The organism is Saccharothrix algeriensis, from assembly GCF_016907655.1.
Classification (GTDB): domain Bacteria; phylum Actinomycetota; class Actinomycetes; order Mycobacteriales; family Pseudonocardiaceae; genus Actinosynnema; species Actinosynnema algeriense.
The window spans coordinates 3,980,367-3,997,411 of the sequence record NZ_JAFBCL010000001.1 but is presented as its reverse complement, the minus strand read 5'-3'; the positions used below and the strand labels follow the sequence as shown (position 1 = coordinate 3,997,411).

The 17,045-nt window shown below is 72.2% G+C and carries 19 protein-coding genes; 4 read left to right on the top strand and 15 right to left on the bottom strand.

The features are described from left to right. Positions 1-175 precede the first annotated feature (175 nt). From JOE68_RS18445 to JOE68_RS18435, 3 genes are read left to right on the top strand one after another with little or no spacing between them, the layout of a single operon-like run. Positions 176-619, top strand: coding sequence for a hypothetical protein (locus tag JOE68_RS18445; RefSeq protein WP_204843556.1), 444 nt, complete (start codon positions 176-178; stop codon positions 617-619). After that, positions 616-1,917: a KGGVGR-motif variant AAA ATPase gene (locus JOE68_RS18440; RefSeq protein ID WP_204843555.1), complete on the top strand. Its 1,302-nt coding sequence runs from the start codon at positions 616-618 to the stop codon at positions 1,915-1,917. Before JOE68_RS18445 ends, JOE68_RS18440 begins: the two co-directional genes overlap by 4 nt. Then, positions 1,917-3,383, top strand: coding sequence for a hypothetical protein (locus JOE68_RS18435; protein ID WP_204843554.1), 1,467 nt, complete (start codon positions 1,917-1,919; stop codon positions 3,381-3,383). Before JOE68_RS18440 ends, JOE68_RS18435 begins: the two co-directional genes overlap by 1 nt. Before the next feature lie 33 nt (positions 3,384-3,416). Here the strand turns inward: JOE68_RS18435 and JOE68_RS18430 are convergent, their stop codons facing one another. Continuing rightward, positions 3,417-3,764: a hypothetical protein gene (locus JOE68_RS18430; RefSeq protein ID WP_204843553.1), complete on the bottom strand. Its 348-nt coding sequence runs from the start codon at positions 3,762-3,764 to the stop codon at positions 3,417-3,419. A gap of 27 nt (positions 3,765-3,791) precedes the next feature. Further along, the gene (locus tag JOE68_RS18425; RefSeq protein WP_204843552.1) at positions 3,792-4,019 is read right to left on the bottom strand and encodes an SCO4848 family membrane protein; all 228 of its coding nucleotides are present in this window, start codon (positions 4,017-4,019) and stop codon (positions 3,792-3,794) included. 181 nt (positions 4,020-4,200) lie between these two features. Here JOE68_RS18425 and JOE68_RS18420 point away from each other — a divergent pair, with 181 nt between their 5' ends. Beyond that, positions 4,201-5,391 (top strand): D-alanyl-D-alanine carboxypeptidase family protein, encoded by a 1,191-nt coding sequence (locus JOE68_RS18420; RefSeq protein ID WP_307819736.1) that lies wholly within the window; start codon positions 4,201-4,203, stop codon positions 5,389-5,391. Positions 5,392-5,398: 7 nt separating this feature from the next. Here JOE68_RS18420 and yhjD read toward each other — a convergent pair whose 3' ends face one another. The 13 genes from yhjD to JOE68_RS18350 all read right to left on the bottom strand — a co-directional run bounded on the left by yhjD (position 5,399) and on the right by JOE68_RS18350 (position 16,953). Continuing rightward, positions 5,399-6,370, bottom strand: coding sequence for an inner membrane protein YhjD (gene yhjD / locus JOE68_RS18415; RefSeq protein WP_204846165.1), 972 nt, complete (start codon positions 6,368-6,370; stop codon positions 5,399-5,401). Positions 6,371-6,632: 262 nt separating this feature from the next. Then, positions 6,633-7,691, bottom strand: a complete 1,059-nt coding sequence (gene trpS, locus JOE68_RS18410) for a tryptophan--tRNA ligase (RefSeq protein WP_307819735.1) — start codon at positions 7,689-7,691, stop codon at positions 6,633-6,635. A 292-nt stretch (positions 7,692-7,983) separates the two neighbouring features. Further along, positions 7,984-8,352: a hypothetical protein gene (locus JOE68_RS18405; RefSeq protein ID WP_204843550.1), complete on the bottom strand. Its 369-nt coding sequence runs from the start codon at positions 8,350-8,352 to the stop codon at positions 7,984-7,986. A 125-nt stretch (positions 8,353-8,477) separates the two neighbouring features. After that, positions 8,478-11,033, bottom strand: a complete 2,556-nt coding sequence (locus tag JOE68_RS18400; RefSeq protein WP_204843549.1) for a bifunctional FO biosynthesis protein CofGH — start codon at positions 11,031-11,033, stop codon at positions 8,478-8,480. 59 nt (positions 11,034-11,092) lie between these two features. After that, positions 11,093-11,401, bottom strand: coding sequence for a hypothetical protein (locus tag JOE68_RS18395; protein ID WP_204843548.1), 309 nt, complete (start codon positions 11,399-11,401; stop codon positions 11,093-11,095). A 120-nt stretch (positions 11,402-11,521) separates the two neighbouring features. Then, a complete protein-coding gene (locus tag JOE68_RS18390) occupies positions 11,522-11,818 on the bottom strand; it encodes a hypothetical protein (RefSeq protein WP_204843547.1) in 297 nt (98 codons plus the stop codon). Between the two features lie 196 nt (positions 11,819-12,014). Continuing rightward, the gene (locus JOE68_RS18380; RefSeq protein ID WP_204843546.1) at positions 12,015-12,362 is read right to left on the bottom strand and encodes a HepT-like ribonuclease domain-containing protein; all 348 of its coding nucleotides are present in this window, start codon (positions 12,360-12,362) and stop codon (positions 12,015-12,017) included. Further along, positions 12,352-12,660 (bottom strand): nucleotidyltransferase family protein, encoded by a 309-nt coding sequence (locus JOE68_RS18375; protein ID WP_204843545.1) that lies wholly within the window; start codon positions 12,658-12,660, stop codon positions 12,352-12,354. Before JOE68_RS18375 ends, JOE68_RS18380 begins: the two co-directional genes overlap by 11 nt. 16 nt (positions 12,661-12,676) lie before the next feature. Continuing rightward, positions 12,677-13,498, bottom strand: coding sequence for an exodeoxyribonuclease III (locus tag JOE68_RS18370; RefSeq protein WP_204843544.1), 822 nt, complete (start codon positions 13,496-13,498; stop codon positions 12,677-12,679). A gap of 11 nt (positions 13,499-13,509) precedes the next feature. Further along, on the bottom strand, positions 13,510-13,731 hold the full coding sequence (locus JOE68_RS18365; protein WP_204843543.1) for a hypothetical protein: 222 nt from the start codon (positions 13,729-13,731) through the stop codon (positions 13,510-13,512). An 8-nt stretch (positions 13,732-13,739) separates the two neighbouring features. Beyond that, positions 13,740-15,056, bottom strand: coding sequence for a cytochrome P450 (locus JOE68_RS18360; protein ID WP_204843542.1), 1,317 nt, complete (start codon positions 15,054-15,056; stop codon positions 13,740-13,742). A gap of 71 nt (positions 15,057-15,127) precedes the next feature. Further along, positions 15,128-15,442, bottom strand: a complete 315-nt coding sequence (locus JOE68_RS18355) for an SH3 domain-containing protein (RefSeq protein WP_204843541.1) — start codon at positions 15,440-15,442, stop codon at positions 15,128-15,130. 290 nt (positions 15,443-15,732) lie between these two features. Beyond that, on the bottom strand, positions 15,733-16,953 hold the full coding sequence (locus JOE68_RS18350) for an NADP-dependent isocitrate dehydrogenase (protein ID WP_204843540.1): 1,221 nt from the start codon (positions 16,951-16,953) through the stop codon (positions 15,733-15,735). Positions 16,954-17,045 lie beyond the last annotated feature (92 nt).

Here is a 17,045-nt window from a genome sequence, read left to right as displayed (position 1 = left end):
ACGGAGGAGGGCGGGGCCGGCGGCCCCGCCCTCCTCCGTCGTTCCGACCCTCGGCGGGCGGCTTCCCGGGCCGCTTCACCTCCTTGCGGATCCCACCGGACACCGGTGAATGCGGCAGCGGCAGGTCTCGTGTCCGATACGTTGCGCCGTCCGACGTCGGCTGTAGTCTGTGGCGGTGTCGGGAGCACCTTGGACCGCATTCGGAGCGGCCGCAAAGCGTCATCACGCCGATGCGGAGGTGCTGGCCCGGGTCGGAAGGCACGGCAACGCCGACCACCTCGCCGGAGTAGCGGCTGAGTGCGGCCTGAAGGCCATCCTCGTCGGTTTCCTGGGCGGCGCAGTCAACGCAAAAGGCTTTCCCGGCCACCCGGCGGCCACCAAACCACTCGGACACCTGCCGGAGTTGTGGGGTCAGATCGCACTCGCGGCTGACGGCCGGTCGGGCGCGCAGTTCAGCGCGCTGATCCTGACGGCGAACCCATTCTCCGAGTGGGAGGTTTCCGAGCGGTACAGCGACGGCGCCCACATCACCTCGAACCGGGCTGCCGACCACATTGCCGAAGCTGCTCGCGTCATCGCGGTCCACGAGCAGGCGGTCATCGATGGAGTGCTCCCGTGACCGTCCACTTCGACCAGGCTCGGGAACGCGCCCAAGTGGTCGCCGAGCAGATCTGCCGGACCGGCGTGGACGTCATCCTGATCCGCGACCTGGTCGGTCGGTTGACCCTCGTGGTGGACGGGGAATTCCCAGCCGACACAGCCGACCGGTTTCGCAGCGCGGTGGGCGCGTTCGTCGGGCACACGCCGGTGGTCCGCGCCGGCGATCTCTTCGACCCGGGATCGATCCTGGAGTCACCGGACCTCTTCGTGCACCGTGAACCGGTTGACGGGGCCGGCCGGCTGGCCGTGCTGGAACGCAGCGTGGTGGGAGCCGATTGGGCACGCCTCGGGGGCGCACCACCCGGCCGGCGCACGACGCTTTACGGGTTCAAAGGTGGCGTTGGCCGGTCGACCGCGACGATGCTGCTGGCCAAGCACGTCGCAGAACTCGGAAAGTGCGTCCTCGTCGTCGACCTGGACTTGGAGTCGCCGGGGGTCAGCGCGCTCCTGCAACAACTCGAGAACTCCCCTCCGCACGGCCTGGTGGACCACCTGGTCGAGGCAGCGGTGAACAACGCGGACGACCTGGAACTGGTGAGCCAGAGCAGAGTGGTCGCCGGTGCCGGCAACGGGGAAGTCTGGGTGGCACCGGCGAGCGGCCGCCCCGCCCCGGGTTACGACTACTTGGCGAAGCTGAACCGCGTCTACAGCGACCTGCCACCCGATGTCCACGGCAATGCCCGGCGATTCGGTGACCGACTCGACCAGGCAATCATCGCGTGTGAAGAGGAGGTCGCCCGGCGGAGCCGCCGCCCCGATGTCGTGCTCTTGGACAGCAGGGCGGGCATCCACGACATCGCCGCTGTCGCGATAACCCGGCTCAGCGACCTGAGCCTGTTGTTCGCCGTGGACAACCCGCACACCTGGGAGGGTTACAGAATTCTGTTCCGCCAGTGGCAGAGGAACTTGCCGCCGGAGAGCTTGGACAAACTCCGCCGCAGGTTGCGGATGGTGGCGTCCATGGTCCCGTCGGTCGACCCCACCGAACACCTGGAGAGGTTCCGCGACAACGCCCAGCAGTGCTTCGCGGAAACCCTCTACGACGACAACACCGACGCGGACGACCTGGATTCGTTCAACTTCGCGCCACAGGATTCCGAGGCACCCCACTTCCCGCTGCCGATTCTCTTCAACTCGGACCTGGTGGGGCTCGACCCCGCACTGCACGCGGACTGGCACGAACAGCCGCTCGTCATGGCTTCCTACCGGAACTTCCTGCTCGGTGCGACCGAACTGCTGATCGGACAGGACTTCTGATGGGGCTGAGCCCGCACGAGTACCGCGACCTCCTGTCGACCGCACTTTCGCACGCAGTCGACTCGGACACCATAGAACCCGATGTCCGCACGCTGTTCACACCGACCACGCACCGCCGTGCGCTGGACCCGGACGCGACCGTCGTGCAGGGCGGCCGAGGAGTTGGGAAGACCGTCTGGTTCAAGGCGCTCCAGGACGACGCGCTGAGGCGACTGGCCGCGGAGGAGTACCACCTCACGAGGCTCAACGCGATCGAACCGCGCGCGGGTTACGGCACCGAACTGGTTCCCGGCAAGTACCCCAGTCAGCGCACGCTGGGGCACCTCGTCACGAGGTTCCAGCACACCGAGGACATCTGGACCGCCGTGGTGCTGCATTCGTTCGGTTACGCCGAGACCAGCCGACTGGCGGACTGGTCGGACCGCGTGCAGTGGGTGTTGGACAACCCCGAGCCGGTGGAACGCGCCCTGGCGAAGGCGGACGAGGAAGCCGGCGCCAGGGGGTTCACGGTGCTGTTCCTGTTCGACGCTCTCGACCGGTTGCACAGCAGACGGGACATCGCCGACCGGTTGGTGGGAGGCATCCTCAAGGTGGCCCTCGACCTGCGTACCCGGACCCGCAACCTGCGCGCCAAGGTCTTCATCCGCCATGACATGTTCGACAGCGTCAAGCTGAACTTCCCCGACGCCTCCAAGCTGACCGCCAACGCGGCCGACCTGACCTGGTCGCCGACCAGTCTGTACGGTCTGCTGTTCCACCAGCTCGGCAACAGCGGCACCCCGCTGTCCGAGATGTTCATCGAGTCGACCAGGTCGACTGGGCAGTGGAACCGGAACCCCCTGCGAAACACACCGGCGCGGTCCCTGATCGCCGACCACGAGGAGCAGCGGAAGCTGTTCGCCGACATCGCCGGCCCTTACATGGGCAAAGACCACCGCAAGGGCATCACCTACACCTGGCTGCCCAACCACCTCACCGACGGCCTGGGCCAGGTCAGCCCGAGGAGCTTCCTCAGCGCTCTGACCACCGCAACGGAGGTGACGCGGGAGAAGTACCACGCTCATGCGACCGCACTGCACTGGGACGGCATCCGACAGGGTGTGCAGACGGCCTCGGGGATCCGTGTGACGGAGATTCGCGAGGACATCCCCTGGGTGTCCACGGCGATCGAGCCGCTGGCGGGCCTCCAGGTTCCCATCGAACAGGCCGAGGTCATCCAGCGGTGGACCGAGCGGGACCTGCGCGACGAGCTCGACCGCCTGTCGGAGTCGACTGCCCAGAACGACGCCGAGAAGATGGCTGCACCCACCGGCCCGCTGACGACCGACTACTCGGCGCTGATCGGAGAGCTGATCGAGTTGGGCGTCATGAGCAGGCGGGCCAACGGGAAGCTGGACCTGCCGGACGTCTATCGGATCGCGTTCGACCTCGGGCGCAAGGGCGGCGTGCCGCGAATCCGGCCGTAGGTGGCCGCCGGGCAGCGGCCACCCACCGGTACCTCAGGTCCAGAAGACCGCGACGCCGACGTTGAGGACCACCAGGCCCGCCAGGGTCGGCGTCAGCCAGGACGCGACCTTCGACTTGTTCAGGTTCGCCGCCACCAGGCCCGCGATCAGCACGACCACCAGCAGCTTCACCCCGATCTTGACGTGGTCGTACTCCTTGTCGGTCAGCGGCGCCAGGCCGACCAGCGCCACACCGGTCAGCAGCTGCAGCGCCGCGCCGTGCAGCCAGCCCTTGTTCAACGGCCCGTCGCGGCCCACCCGGTTCTGGACGAAGAACATGGCGACGAGCATTCCCATGCCGAGCAGGTGCAGGAACACCAGCAACAGGCGCACGAACTCCACAGCGGGGCCTCCAAGGGGTGTGGTGGGTTACTTGCGGCGGCTTGCCAGGAAGCCGCGCACGCCCAGCACGCCGATGACCGTGCCGAACGTGAGGGAAGCGACGACGAGCACCAGGTGCACGGTGAAGAACGCGGTCGGGCCGGCGTCCCACGAACGGGGGTCCTTCCAGATGTTGCGCAGGAAGGTAGGCCAGATCACCCAGGACCACACCCCGAAGGCCATCAGGAACAGGGACGCGCCACGGGAGAGCTTCACGGGGTGCAGTATCGGACGTGGCGGGTGCACGTCACTCAACCGGGGTGGTTAGCCTGGGTGGGTGCGTTCCCCCGCGTCCCGACGGCCCGTCGCCCTCGTGCTGGCTGCCTGCACGCTGATGGCCACCGCTGTGTTCGGTGCCTCGGCCGCACGGGCTCAGCCGGCGCCGTGCGACAACCGGGTGTCACCTCCCCCGGCGGTCGACACGTCCGAAGAGGTCCCGCCCGGCGCCAAGCCGCCCTCACCGCTGGAGGTGCCGGAGAACCCGATCGGCGGCGACCGGCTCGGCGAGTGCGGCCTCGTGCTGCCCGCCAACGCCCGGAAGCTGCCCGACGACATCTCGGCCCGCAGCTGGCTGATCGCCGACATGGACTCCGGGGCGGTGCTCGCGGCCTACGACCCGCACGGCCGCCAGCGGCCCGCGTCGGTGATCAAGGTGCTGCTGGCGATGGTCGTGGCGAAGGAGCTGGCCCCCGACGCGACCGTCACGGCGACCGCCGACGACCTCGCGCAGGAGTGCACGTGCGTGGGCCTGCGCGAAGGCGCGGAGTACACCGTCGAGCAGCTGCTCCAGGCGCTGGTCATGGCGTCGGGCAACGACGTGGCCCACGCGCTGGCGCGGCGGCTGGGCGGCCTGCCCAGCGCGATCCGCAAGATGAACGCGCTGGCGATGGAGCTCGGCGCCCTGGACACCCGCGCGGTGACGCCGTCCGGGCTGGACGCGCCGGGCACCAGCACGTCGGCCTACGACGTGGCGCTGATCTTCCGGGCGGCGATGAAGTACCCGGACTTCGCCAAGGCGGTCGTGACGCAGCGCGTCGACTTCCCGGCCGCGAACGGCGTCGGCACGGTGCCCCTGGTCAACGACAACCGGTTGCTCAGCACCTACGACGGCGCGCTGGGCGGCAAGTCCGGGTTCACCGACGACGCCCAGCACACCTACGTCGGCGCGGCGCAGCGCAACGGGCGGCGGCTGGTCGTGGTGCTGCTGCGCGGCCAGCAGCAGCCGGTGCGGATGACCGACCAGGCGGCGAACCTGCTGGACTACGGCTTCGCGCTGCCCGACGTGGAGCCCGTGGGCCGGCTGGTGGACGGCGCGCCGCAGGCGAAGAAGAAGACCGTGGAGACCAAGCCGACGCCCACGAGCGCGGCGGTGGGCGAGGTGGCCGAGTCACGGGGCACCGGCGACACCGCCATGTCGGCGGCGTTCGGCAACGTCGGCGGCCCCATCACGGCGGTGGCCGGCCTGGGGCTGGTGCTGGCGTTCGTGATGTACCTGCGGAACCGGCGGGCCAAGGCCGCGCGGGCGGCCCGCGCGGCGCAGGCAGTGCAGGCGGCGCAGGCCGCCAAGGCGGCCCAGCAGACCGACTGAAGCCGCGTCAGCGCCGCCGGAACAACGCGCCCAGCAGCAGCCCCGCGCCGACCAGACCGGCGGCGGCGCGGGGGCTGGGCGCCCGGTGGACCTCCACGACCGGTCGGATCACCGCCGGCGGCGGCGGCGCGGGCAGGTCCCGGAGCAGGTTCTCCCGCGCGGTGGCCGTCCACGCCGTGATGAACAGCAGGAACTGCGCCACCAGGTTCGCGAACACCAGCACGCCGATCACCGGGCCGAACGCCGCGCCGGCCGGCGAGGTCGTCACGGTCGACAGGTAGATCGTCCCGGCCAGCTTGAGCACCTCGAACCCGAGCGCGGCGGCGGCGGCGCCCTTCACCGCGCTGCGCCACCCGACGGGCTTGCGCGGCAGCTTCGCCAGGACCCACAGGAACACCAGCCAGTTCGCCACCAGCGCCAGGACGATCGTGCCGAGCTTGAGCAGCGCCTCGGCCCACCACGCGCCGTCCAGGCCGACGAACTCCAGCACCAGGTTCGCGAACCCGCTGCCCAGGGCGGTCAGGCCGAACGAGACCACCAGCGCCAGCCCGAGGCTCACCAGCGCCAGCAGGTCCTTCAGCGCCGTCTTGAGGAACGGCAGGTCCGCCTTGGCGTGGCCCCACTGCGCGGTCAGCGCGTCGCGCAGGTTGCTCATCCACCCCAGGCCCGAGTAGGCCGCGCCGAGCAGGCCGAACACGCCGACGGTGCCCTTGGACTCGATGGCCTTGTTGACCACCTCGTTGATGGTGGCGCCCAGCGAGCCCGGCACGGCCTCGGCGATGCCGCCCTTCAGCTCGTCGAGCAGCCCCGGCTGCGAGGACAGCACGAAACCGGCGACGGCGAACCCGATCATCAGCATCGGGACCAGCGACAGGACGCTGAAGTAGGTGACCGCGGCGGCGTAGTGCGCGCCGTACTGCTCGCTGTAGCGCTGGGCCGCGCGGAGCAGGTGGTCCAGCCAGGGGCGCTCGCGGCGCAGCCGGTCGAGCTTGGACTCCGCCGGCTCCCCGGCGGGGTCTTGCGCGGACTTCCCGCCGGCGCTCCTCGGGACTGCACCCCTCTGGACTGCACCCCTCTGGGCGGCCTTCCCGGCCCGCTCCGGCGCCCCGGAGGGCCTCTCCGCGAGTCCCACCCCGTTCGGGTGGTGCGCGCGCTCGGACCCGGACCCGCGCCCCGGCTGTTCCGCCACGGGGAAACGTTAAGGCGTCCGATGATCACCCGCCACTCGACGGGGTGAGCGATCAGCCCGCGGGCAGGAACCCGATGCGGTCGTAGGCCCGCGCCAGCGTCCTGGCCGCCACCTCGCGGGCCCGCTCCGCGCCGCGGGCGAGCACCTTGTCCAGCTCGGCCGGGTCGGCCAGGTACTGCCGGACGCGCTCCTGCACCGGCGTCACGAAGTCGATGTAGACCTCGCCGAGGTCCTTCTTCAGGTCCCCGTAGCCCTTGCCCTCGTACGCGGCCACCAGCTCGTCCACGGTCCGCCCGGACAGCGCCGAGTAGATCACCAGCAGGTTGCTGACCCCGGCCTTGGCCGCCGGGTCGTAGGTGATCTCGCGGCCGGTGTCGGTCACCGCCGACCGGATCTTCTTCGCACCCCGCTTGGGGTCCTCCAGCAGCTCCACCACGCCGGCCGGCACGGACTTGCTCATCTTCGACGTCGGGTCCTGCAGGTCGTAGATCTTGGCCGTGTCCTTGACGATGTAGACCTCGGGCAGCCGGAACGTCCGGCCGTAGCGGGAGTTGAAGCGCTGCGCGAGGTCGCGGGTCAGCTCCAGGTGCTGGCGCTGGTCCTCGCCGACCGGCACGTGGTGCGCCTGGTACAGCAGGATGTCCGCGGCCTGCAGGATCGGGTAGGTGAACAGGCCGACGCCGACCTGGGTCTCCTGCCGCGCGGACTTGTCCTTGAACTGGGTCATCCGGCCGGCCTCGCCGAACCCGGTCAGGCACTGGAGCACCCAGGCGAGCTGGGCGTGCTCGGGCACGTGGCTCTGCACGAACAGCGTGGCGTGGTCCGGGTCGATGCCCAGCGCCAGCAGCTGCGCCACCGACGCGCGGGTGTTCTGCCGCAGGACCTTCGGGTCCTGCTCGACGGTGATGGCGTGCAGGTCGACCACGCAGTAGAACGCGTCGTGGGTCTCCTGGAGGGCCACCCACTGCCGCAGCGCGCCGAGGTAGTTGCCGAGGTGGAACGAGCCCGCCGTCGGCTGGATGCCGGACAGGACCCTGGGACGGCCCGCCGGCGCGTCGCCGGCCCCGGTGGTGCTCCCGGCGGTGTTCTGGGCGGTGTTCTCGGCTGCCACGGCCAGATTGTCCCAGGCGGGTCGGGAGCCGGTGGAGCGGCCCCGGATCAAGCCGCGCCCGCGACCGCGGCCTCGCGGAGCGCGCTGGTGGGGCGGCTCGCGAACGAGCGGGGCGGACCGGGGCCGGACGCGCTCGTGGCAGCGGATCGGGGTCGAGCGCGCCGGCGGCAGCGGGCCGGGGCCGTGCGCGCCGGTGCCAACGGGCCGGGGTCGAGCGCGCCGGCGGCAGCGGGCCGGGGCCGAGCGCGCCCGCCGGGCGGCCTCGCGCCGGGGTGAGCGTGGGCGGGCCGGGTCAGGCGCCGGTGGCGGCGGGCCGGGTCGCGGCCTGCGCGGCGGCGGCCTCGGTCAGCGTCGTGGCCGCCTCGGTCAGCGTGGCGGCGGCGCCGGTGAGCGTCGCGGCGGCCTCGGCCAGCGGGCCCGCCTCGGGCAGCGCCGCGGCCTCCGCCTCGGTCCGGGCCCGCGCGACGGCCGCCCGGCGGCGGCGGACCAGCCCCGCGACGAGGCCGACCGCGCCGAGCGCCACGGCGGCGACGCCGACCGGCGCCTCGACCGCCGACGCGCCCGCGGCGACCGCGCCGGTGCCCGCGCTCGCCACCCCTGCCGTGGCCAGGGCCGAAGCCGTGCCCACGACGACACCCAGCGCTGCACTGCGACCGCGCACAGCCGAGCCTCCTCACCACCACCGCGTCACCGCTGCGGGTGAACCCTGTTGACGGACGGCCGCGAACCTACCGAAGCTGTTGGGCTCCGGCGCGGAGTTCGGGTGAAAACGCGACCGGCGGCAGACTATCCGCGTCGGACGACGGGCTCATCCACGGGGGTGCGTCCGGCCGCCTCGACCCGGCCGTACGTCGTAGTCCGCTGGCGCGCCGGCCGCCCGGCCAGGGCGGCGGTGGCGTGCAGCTGCCGGACGGTCCGCGCGGAGCCGTGCTCGGAGCCCGCCATGCGGCTGATGGTCTCCTCCATCAGCGTCCCGCCCAGGTCGTTCGCGCCGCCGTTGAGCACCTCGGCGGTGCCCTCGTCGCCGAGCTTGACCCAGGAGCACTGGATGTTGTCGACCCGGCCGTGCAGCGCCAGCCGGGCGAACGCGTGGACGGCCCGGTTGTCCCGCCGCGTCGGTCCCGGCCGGGCCACGCCCGCGAGGTAGATGGGGGCGTTGCGGTGCACGAACGGCAGGCCGACGAACTCGGTCAGCCCGCCCGTCCGGTCCTGCAGCGCCGCCAGGGCCCGGAAGTGCCCGAGCCAGTGGGCGGGGTGGTCGACGTGGCCGTACATCATGGTGGACGAGGACCGCAGGCCCACCTCGTGCGCGGTGGCGACGACCTCCAGCCAGGTGGCGGCGGGCAGCTTGCCCTTGGTGAGCACCCAGCGGACGTCGTCGTCGAGGATCTCCGCCGCCGTGCCCGGGATGGTGTCCAGGCCGGCCTGCTTCAGCTCGGTCAGCCACTCCCGCACGCCCACGCCCGCCTTGGCCGCCGCGCTGACGACCTCCATGGGGCTGAACGCGTGGACGTGCATCCCGGGCACCCTGGCCTTGATCGCCCGCACGACGTCGGCGTAGTAGGTGACCGGCAGCTTGGGGTCGATGCCGCCCTGCATGCAGACCTCGGTGGCGCCCGCGTCCCACGCCTCCTGCGCGCGGTCGGCCACCTCGTCGATGCCCAGCCGGAACGCGTCGGCGTCGCGCTCGCGCTGGGCGAACGCGCAGAACCGGCAGCCCACGTAGCAGACGTTGGAGAAGTTGATGTTGCGGTTGACGACGTAGGTGACGTCGTCGCCCACCACGTCCGCGCGCAGGTCGTCAGCCAGCCGGACCACCGCCTCCAGCGCCTCGCCGTCGGCGGTCAGCAGGGCCATGGCGGCGTCGGTGTCGCCCAGCAGGGCCGCCGGGTCGTCGGCGGCCAGCCGCAGCGCGCGGGCGGTGTCCTCGGGCAGCCGCTCGAGGGCCTTCGGGACGGTCAGCGAGCCCCAGTCGCCGTAGACGGAGTCGAAGTCGCCCCGCCGGTCGCCGGTGCGGCCCTCGGTGTCGACGGCGGTGTGCAGATCGGCGCGGCCGTAGGTGTCCAGGCCGCCGTCGGGCTCCTGCCACTCGCGGCCCACCGCGGGCGCGTCCGGGTCGGCCAGCCCGTCGGGCCGGGCCAGCGCGCCGACGTGGGCGGCCAGCCGGGTGTCGAGCCACTGGCCGGGCGCCGAGCGGACGTAGCGCGGGTAGACCGCCAGGCGCTCGCGCAGCTCGAACCCGGCGGCGGCGGTGACCTCGGCGAGGCGGTCGACCCGCGGCCACGGGCGCTCGGGGTTGACGTGGTCGGGGGTCACCGGCGACACGCCGCCCCAGTCGTCGACCCCGGCGCGCAGCATCAGCCCGAACTCGTCGCCGACCAGGTTCGGCGGGGCCTGGACGCTGGTGGACGGGGGCAGCACCAGGCGGGCGACGGCGATCGTGGCGGCCAGCTCGCGCAGGTCGGCGTCGGGCATCCCGCGCATGGCGGTGTCCGGCTTGGCGCGGAAGTTCTGGACGATCACCTCCTGCACGTGCCCGTACTGCCGGGCCACGCCGCGCAGGGCGAGCAGGCTCTCGGCGCGCTCGGCGAGCGTCTCGCCGATCCCGATCAGGATGCCGGTGGTGAACGGGACGTTCACCCGGCCCGCGTCGGTGAGCACCCGCAGCCGGACGGCCGGCTCCTTGTCCGGGCTGCCGTGGTGGGGGCCGCCCCGCTCGCTCCACAGCCGCTCGGCGGTGGTCTCCAGCATCATGCCCATGCTGGCCGCCACCGGCCGCAGCCGCTGCAGCTCCTCCCAGCTCAGCACGCCGGGGTTGAGGTGCGGCAGCAGGCCGGTCTCCTCCAGGACGGCGATGGCGCAGGCGCGGACGTAGTCCAGCGTCGAGGAGTACCCGCGCGCCTCCAGCCACTCCCGGGCCTGGGGCCAGCGCTCCTCGGGGCGGTCGCCGAGCGTGAACAGGGCCTCCTTGCACCCCTGGGCGGCGGCGCGGCGCGCGATGTCCAGCACCTCGTCGCGCTCCAGGAACGCCGCCGGCAGCCGGTGCGGGACGGTCGCGAACGTGCAGTAGTGGCAGCGGTCGCGGCACAGCCGGGTCAGCGGGATGAACGCGTTGCGGCTGTAGGTCACCACGCCGGGACGGCCCTCGGCCAGCAGGTGGGCGTCGCGCACCCGGCCCGCGACCGCCAGCAGGGCCTCCAGGTCGTCACCGCGAGCGTGCAGCAGCACGGCGGCCTCGGTGGCGTCCAGGACCGCGCCGTCGGCGGCGCGGCGCAGCGCCCGCCTCGTCGAGGCCGGGCTCGGGCGGGGTTCGGGCGGGGTGATCGGGATGTCCACTGCCACGTCAACGACAGTAGGCGGCGGGGATTCCGCGCTGTTGTCGGGAGTGACATGTCGCACGATCAGGCGAGGGCGGGCGAGCGCCCTGCCACCACCGGTTCCGCGTTGCGGTCGGTGGGGGCGCCCACCGCGCCCAGGTCGGCGTGCGGGTCGTCGAACGCGGGCTCCCCGGCCGGCGACGCCAGGCCGCGCGGCGTGCGGTCGTCGTAGTCCGCGGCGTGCGGCGCGTCGCCCTCCACCAGGGTGGTGAGCAGCGACAGCGTGCCGTCGCCGTTGTCTGCCGGCCCGATGACCCGGGCGTGCTGCGGGTGGTCGACGTGGGCGGCGGTGTCGATCTCCCGGAAGGCCCGGTCGCCGGCGCCGTGCGGCACGATCCGGTTCTCGCGGGTGTGGCCGTCGACCCGGGAGACGACGTTCGGGAACCGCTGGAGCAGCGCGACGGGGGCGTCGCCGCCGCGTCGGCGGGGTCGGCGAGGGCGCCCCGGCGGACCTCAGCCGCGGCCGACGCAGTCCTTGCAGCGCCCCTTCGCGACCAACCGCCGGTCGGCGCCCCCGTTGACCGGGACCGGGATGCCGTTGCCGATCCGCTCCCACGCGTTCGGGTCGCCGGTGATCTCGCCCCAGTTGCGGGAGAAGTCCTCCTCGTCGTTGTGGAAGCACCCGGGCAGGTGCGCGAGTTGCGCCGGGCTGACCAGGACCAGGTCGTGGCCGGCGGCGCGCCGCACCGGCGCGGCGCGGGTGTGCTCGCACTGGCCGACCAACAGGTCGCACCGGGGACAACGCTCCACGACAACCACCGAAGAACCCTCCGCTCACCCAGCGCCGGCCGCAGGACCGGCGCCCCACCACCGTCAGGACCGACCCGCGCCCGCCGGCCAGTCGAAGCCCACCGTCACCGGCGCGTGGTCGGACCAGCGCTCGGCGTAGGTGGCCGCGCGCTCGACCACCGCCGATCGATCACCGGCGACTGCGTTGTCGGTCCCATCAGTCCTCCGTCTGATCGAGCAGTCGGCGGAGGACCCGCTCCAACTCGGGCACCTTGTCGGTGAGTGTCTGCCACACCAGGGCGTCGTCGACTGACGCATACCCGTGGATCAGGATGTTGCGGAACGCGATGATCCGGTTGACGTCCGGGATCGCCGACGCGAGTTCGGCGTCCGCCTTCCGGAGCTGGTTCAGCGCTTCGCCGATGATCTCGAACTGCCGCTCGACCGCCGACCTGAGCATGGCGTCCGACTCGTAGTCGGCGGCCGACTTGCCCGCGCTGAACTGGCGCAGCAGGCCGACCGCGTACGACGCGTCCCAGAGGTAAGCGCGGGGGTCAGGCCGCATACAGCTGTTCCCTGGTCTCCATCACGCGCCGCCGGAAGTACGGGTTGCGGATGCCGGAACCGCTCACCAGGTCGACCGGCCGACCGAAGATCCGCTCCAGCCCCTCCTTCAGGGCGAAGTAGCTGCCGAAGTGGTCGAAGCCCGGCCGGGCGTCGAACTCCACCAGGACGTCCACGTCGCTCGACACCGGGTCGAACGAGTCGCCGACGGCGGAGCCGAACACGTCGAGGCGGCGGACGCCCAGCGCCCGGCACAGCTCCTCCACCTCGGGCAGCCTGGCCGCGATCACCTCGTGCACGGTCCCCACCTCCCGGTCACGATTGTGCCGGATCCACGCCCGCCGGCCAGTCGAAGCCCACCGTCACCGGCGCGTGGTCGGACCAGCGCTCGGCGTAGGTGGCCGCGCGCTCGACCACCGCGCTGGTCGCCCTGGCCGCGATGCCCTCGGTCGCGCAGACCAGGTCGATCCGCCACCCCGAGTCGTTGTCGAACGCCTTCCCCCGGTAGGACCACCACGTGTACGGCCCCTCGACGTCCGGGTGCAGCGCGCGCACGACGTCCACGTACCCGGACGAGTACACCTGCGACAGCCAGGCCCGTTCCGACGGCAGGAACCCCGCGGAGTTCCGGTTGGTCCTCCACGCCTTCAGGTCCGCCTCGCGGTGCGCGATGTTCCAGTCGCCGCACACCACGACCTCGCGCCCGTCGGCCGCCGCCTTCTCCCGCAGCTCCACCAGGTACGGCAGGAACGCGGCCATGAACCGCTCCTTCTCGTCCTGCCGGGGCGTGCCCGCGTCACCGCTGGGCAGGTACAGGCTCGCCACTACCACCGACGGCAGCTCCACCTCCACGTACCGCCCGGAGCGCTCGAACTCGGGCGCGCCGAAGCCGACCCGGACCGCCCCGGGCGCCTGCCGGGTCAGCACGGCGACGCCGTTGCGCCCCTTGACCTCCGAGTGCGCGTGCGCCACGTGCCAGCCCTCCGGCGAGCGCACCTCCTCGGCCAGCTGCCCCGGCTCGGCGCGGACCTCCTGCAGGCACACCACGTCGGCGGGCGTCGCGGCCAGCCACTCCAGGTAGCCCTTCCTGGCGGCGGCGCGCAGGCCGTTGACGTTGACGGTCGACACGGTGAGCACGGCGGGACAGCCTAGTGGCGGTCGGCGACGGCCCAGCCGTGCGGGTAGTGCGCCCCGCAGCCTGCGCACCGCGCTCGGAGGCCCAGCATCGCCACCATCGGGCTGTCGCCGTCCGGCGACGGCACGCCGCGCACCTCGTGGCCGTCCAGCTCGGCCCGCAGCCCCGGCCACTCGGGCTCGCACGCGCACGTCGTCACCGCGTCCCGACGCCAGGAGCGCCACCTGAAGAACATGGGGACCATCACACCACCGCAGGCGCCCGCCTGGCGTACCGGACCCGGCACGGGGAGGCCGGCCACTTGGTGTGCGCGCCCGGCACGGGCTTCGGGTCGCGGTCGAGCAGCGTGAAGTCGTAGCGGTCCAGCAGCCGCGCCAGGACCACCTTCATCTCCAGGTACGCGAAGTGCACGCCCGTGCAGCGGTGCAGGCCGCCGCCGAAGCCGATCAGGGCCTGGCGCTCCAGCCTGCCCTCCCGGCCCTCGGTGAACCGGTCGGGCCGGAACTCGTCCGGCCGCGCGTGCTCCGCGGGCAGCCGGTGGGACACCGACGGCGCGGCGACCACCATCGTGCCCTCCGGGACGACGTGGCCGTCGACCTCGAACTCCTCCGCCGCCTGGCGCACCAGCACGTGCGCGACCGGGTGCAGGCGCTCGGTCTCGTGCAGGCAGTCGTCCAGGTGCGCCAGGCGCTTCACGCCCGCGAGGTCCAGCGGGCCGATCTCCGCCCGCACCCGTTCGACGTGCTCGGGGTGGCTCAGCAGGTCGACCAGCGCCCACGACACGTGCCCGGTCGTGGTCTCGTGGCCGGCCCACGTGAACAGCAGGATCATGTTGACCAGCACCGGGTCCGGCACGGGGGCGCCGTCGGCGTAGGTCGCCCCGGCGAGGGTCTGAAGGAAGTCGGGCGGCGTGACGGGGTTCGCCCGGCGCTGCCGGATCATGCCGCCGAGCGCGGCGCGCAGCCGGTCGCGGGCCCGGTTGCTGCGGATCACCGACGGCAGCGGGAGCCCCTGCGGCGCGGCGGGGTTCATGCCGGCGGAGAACCGGCGGAACTCGGCGAAGAAGTCCCGGTCCATCCGGGCGCCGAAGTCGGGGCCGAGGAAGCAGTGCGCCGCGATGCGCAGGACGAGCGGGCCGAACTCCGCGGTCAGGTCGAACTCGCCCGACTCGCCGAGGTGGTCCTCGAACGCGGCGGTCTCCTCCCGCATGACCTCCACGTAGCCGTCGAGCTGCCGCCCCTGGAAGCGCGGCACGACGATCTCGCGCTGCCGCCGGTACTCCTCCGGGCCGGCGAAGAAGTAGAACTCGGGCGAGAACATGCGCTCGAAGAACGGGTAGGCGGTGCGGATCGACAGCTTCCGGTCGGTCTCGGCGAAGAAGAACCGGTTGTGCCGCGACCCCAGCAGCACGACCGCCCGCCGGCCGGGCAGGCGGACGGAGAACACCTCCCCGACCTCCCGGTGGCCGCGCTCGATCAGCCGGACCGGTTCGCGGACGAACTCGACCACGTGTCCCAGCACGGGCAGCGCGCCGGACACCTGCGGGGGTAAGCGGTCCACGCTGCCACCGTGGCACCGCGGGCCCGTGCGGCGACACCGCTCCCCGAGCGACCCGCGCCCGTCACCGGCGGTCACCCGCAGTCACTGGTCGAGGTCGGCTCGACGAAGTCGTCGTTCACCCAGTTCCCGTCGGCGAGCAGCCGGAACCCGTTCTGCACCGTCCGGTCGGCCTTGACCACCGCGTCCCGCCGCAGGGTCGAGACGATCGGCTGGGTGTCCGCCGGCCCGGCCCGCACGTTGAGGACGTCGGCCGTCACGGTGACCTCGCACCCCCCGGGCGCGAACTGCCCGGCGCCCATCGGCTTGCCGCCGTTCGCGGCGTAGAGCACGCCGGCCGCCGCCAGCACGCCCACCACGACCAACCCGCGCACAGGAATACCGAACATGCCACGCCTCCCGGAAAACCGCTCCCGAGGTGCAGATATAGCGCGGCGGGCGGGCGCGGCGGGCGCCGCCGGGCCGATTCCACTCCGCAGGGGAACCGAACGGGTGACCGCGGCTGCCCGCGGGTCACGCGCGCGGCCCCCGGGAGGCGGACCCGGGAGACGGACCCGGGAGACGGACCCGGAAGACGGACCCGGAAGACGTGCCCGGAAGGTGGCGCCGGGAGGCGGACCCGGGAGACGGCGGAGGGGACCGCCCCCGAGCGGTCCCCTCCGGCGAACGAGCCCCGGTGTCAGCCGGCCATGCGCTTCTGCAGGTTCTCGTCCAGCGTGCCGAGGAAGTCCTCGGTGGTCAGCCACTCCTGGTCCGGCCCGACGAGCAGGGCCAGGTCCTTGGTCATCCGGCCGCTCTCGACGGTCTCGATGATGACCTTCTCCAGCGTCTCCGCGAAGCCGGTCACCTCGGGCGTGCCGTCCAGCTTGCCGCGGTGCTTCAGGCCACCGGTCCACGCGTAGATCGACGCGATCGGGTTGGTGGAGGTCGGCTTGCCGGCCTGGTGCTGGCGGAAGTGGCGGGTCACGGTGCCGTGCGCCGCCTCCGCCTCGACGGTCCGGCCGTCCGGCGTCATCAGGACCGACGTCATCAGGCCCAGCGAGCCGAAGCCCTGCGCCACCGTGTCGGACTGGACGTCGCCGTCGTAGTTCTTGCACGCCCAGACGTAGCCGCCCTCCCACTTCAGCGCCGCCGCGACCATGTCGTCGATCAGGCGGTGCTCGTAGGTGAGGCCGGCGGCGTCGAACTTGTCCTTGAACTCGGACTCGAAGACCGCCTGGAAGATGTCCTTGAACGCGCCGTCGTAAGCCTTGAGGATCGTGTTCTTGGTGGACATGTACACCGGGTAGTTCCGCTGCAACCCGTAGGAGAACGAGGCGCGCGCGAAGTCTTCGATGGACTTGTTGAAGTTGTACATGCCCAGCGCCACGCCGCCGTCGGGGCCGTAGTTGGCCACGACGTGCTGGATCGGCTCGGAGCCGTCCTCGGGCGTGAACGTGATGGTCAGCTCGCCCGCGCCCGGCACCTTGAAGTTGGTGGCCTTGTACTGGTCGCCGTGGGCGTGGCGGCCGATGATGATCGGCTTGGACCAGCCCGGCACCAGCCGCGGGATGTTCGAGATGATGATCGGCTCGCGGAACACCACGCCGCCGAGGATGTTGCGGATCGTGCCGTTCGGCGAGACCCACATCTTCTTCAGGCCGAACTCCTCGACCCGGGCCTCGTCGGGCGTGATGGTCGCGCACTTGACGCCCACGCCGTGCTTCTTGATGGCGTGCGCCGAGTCGACGGTCACCTGGTCGTCGGTGGCGTCCCGGTGCTCGATGCCCAGGTCGTAGTACTCCAGGTTGACGTCCAGGTACGGGTGGATCAGCTTGTCCTTGATGAACTGCCAGATGATCCGGGTCATCTCGTCGCCGTCGAGTTCGACGACGGTCCCCTGAACCTTGATCTTGCCCATACTCAGGGCGCTCCTCTCGCGACAGTGCAAGCAAGACAAGCGTACTGCTATGTCCGGCTGCAGGTGACCCACCCGACTCAAATGGGAACGGG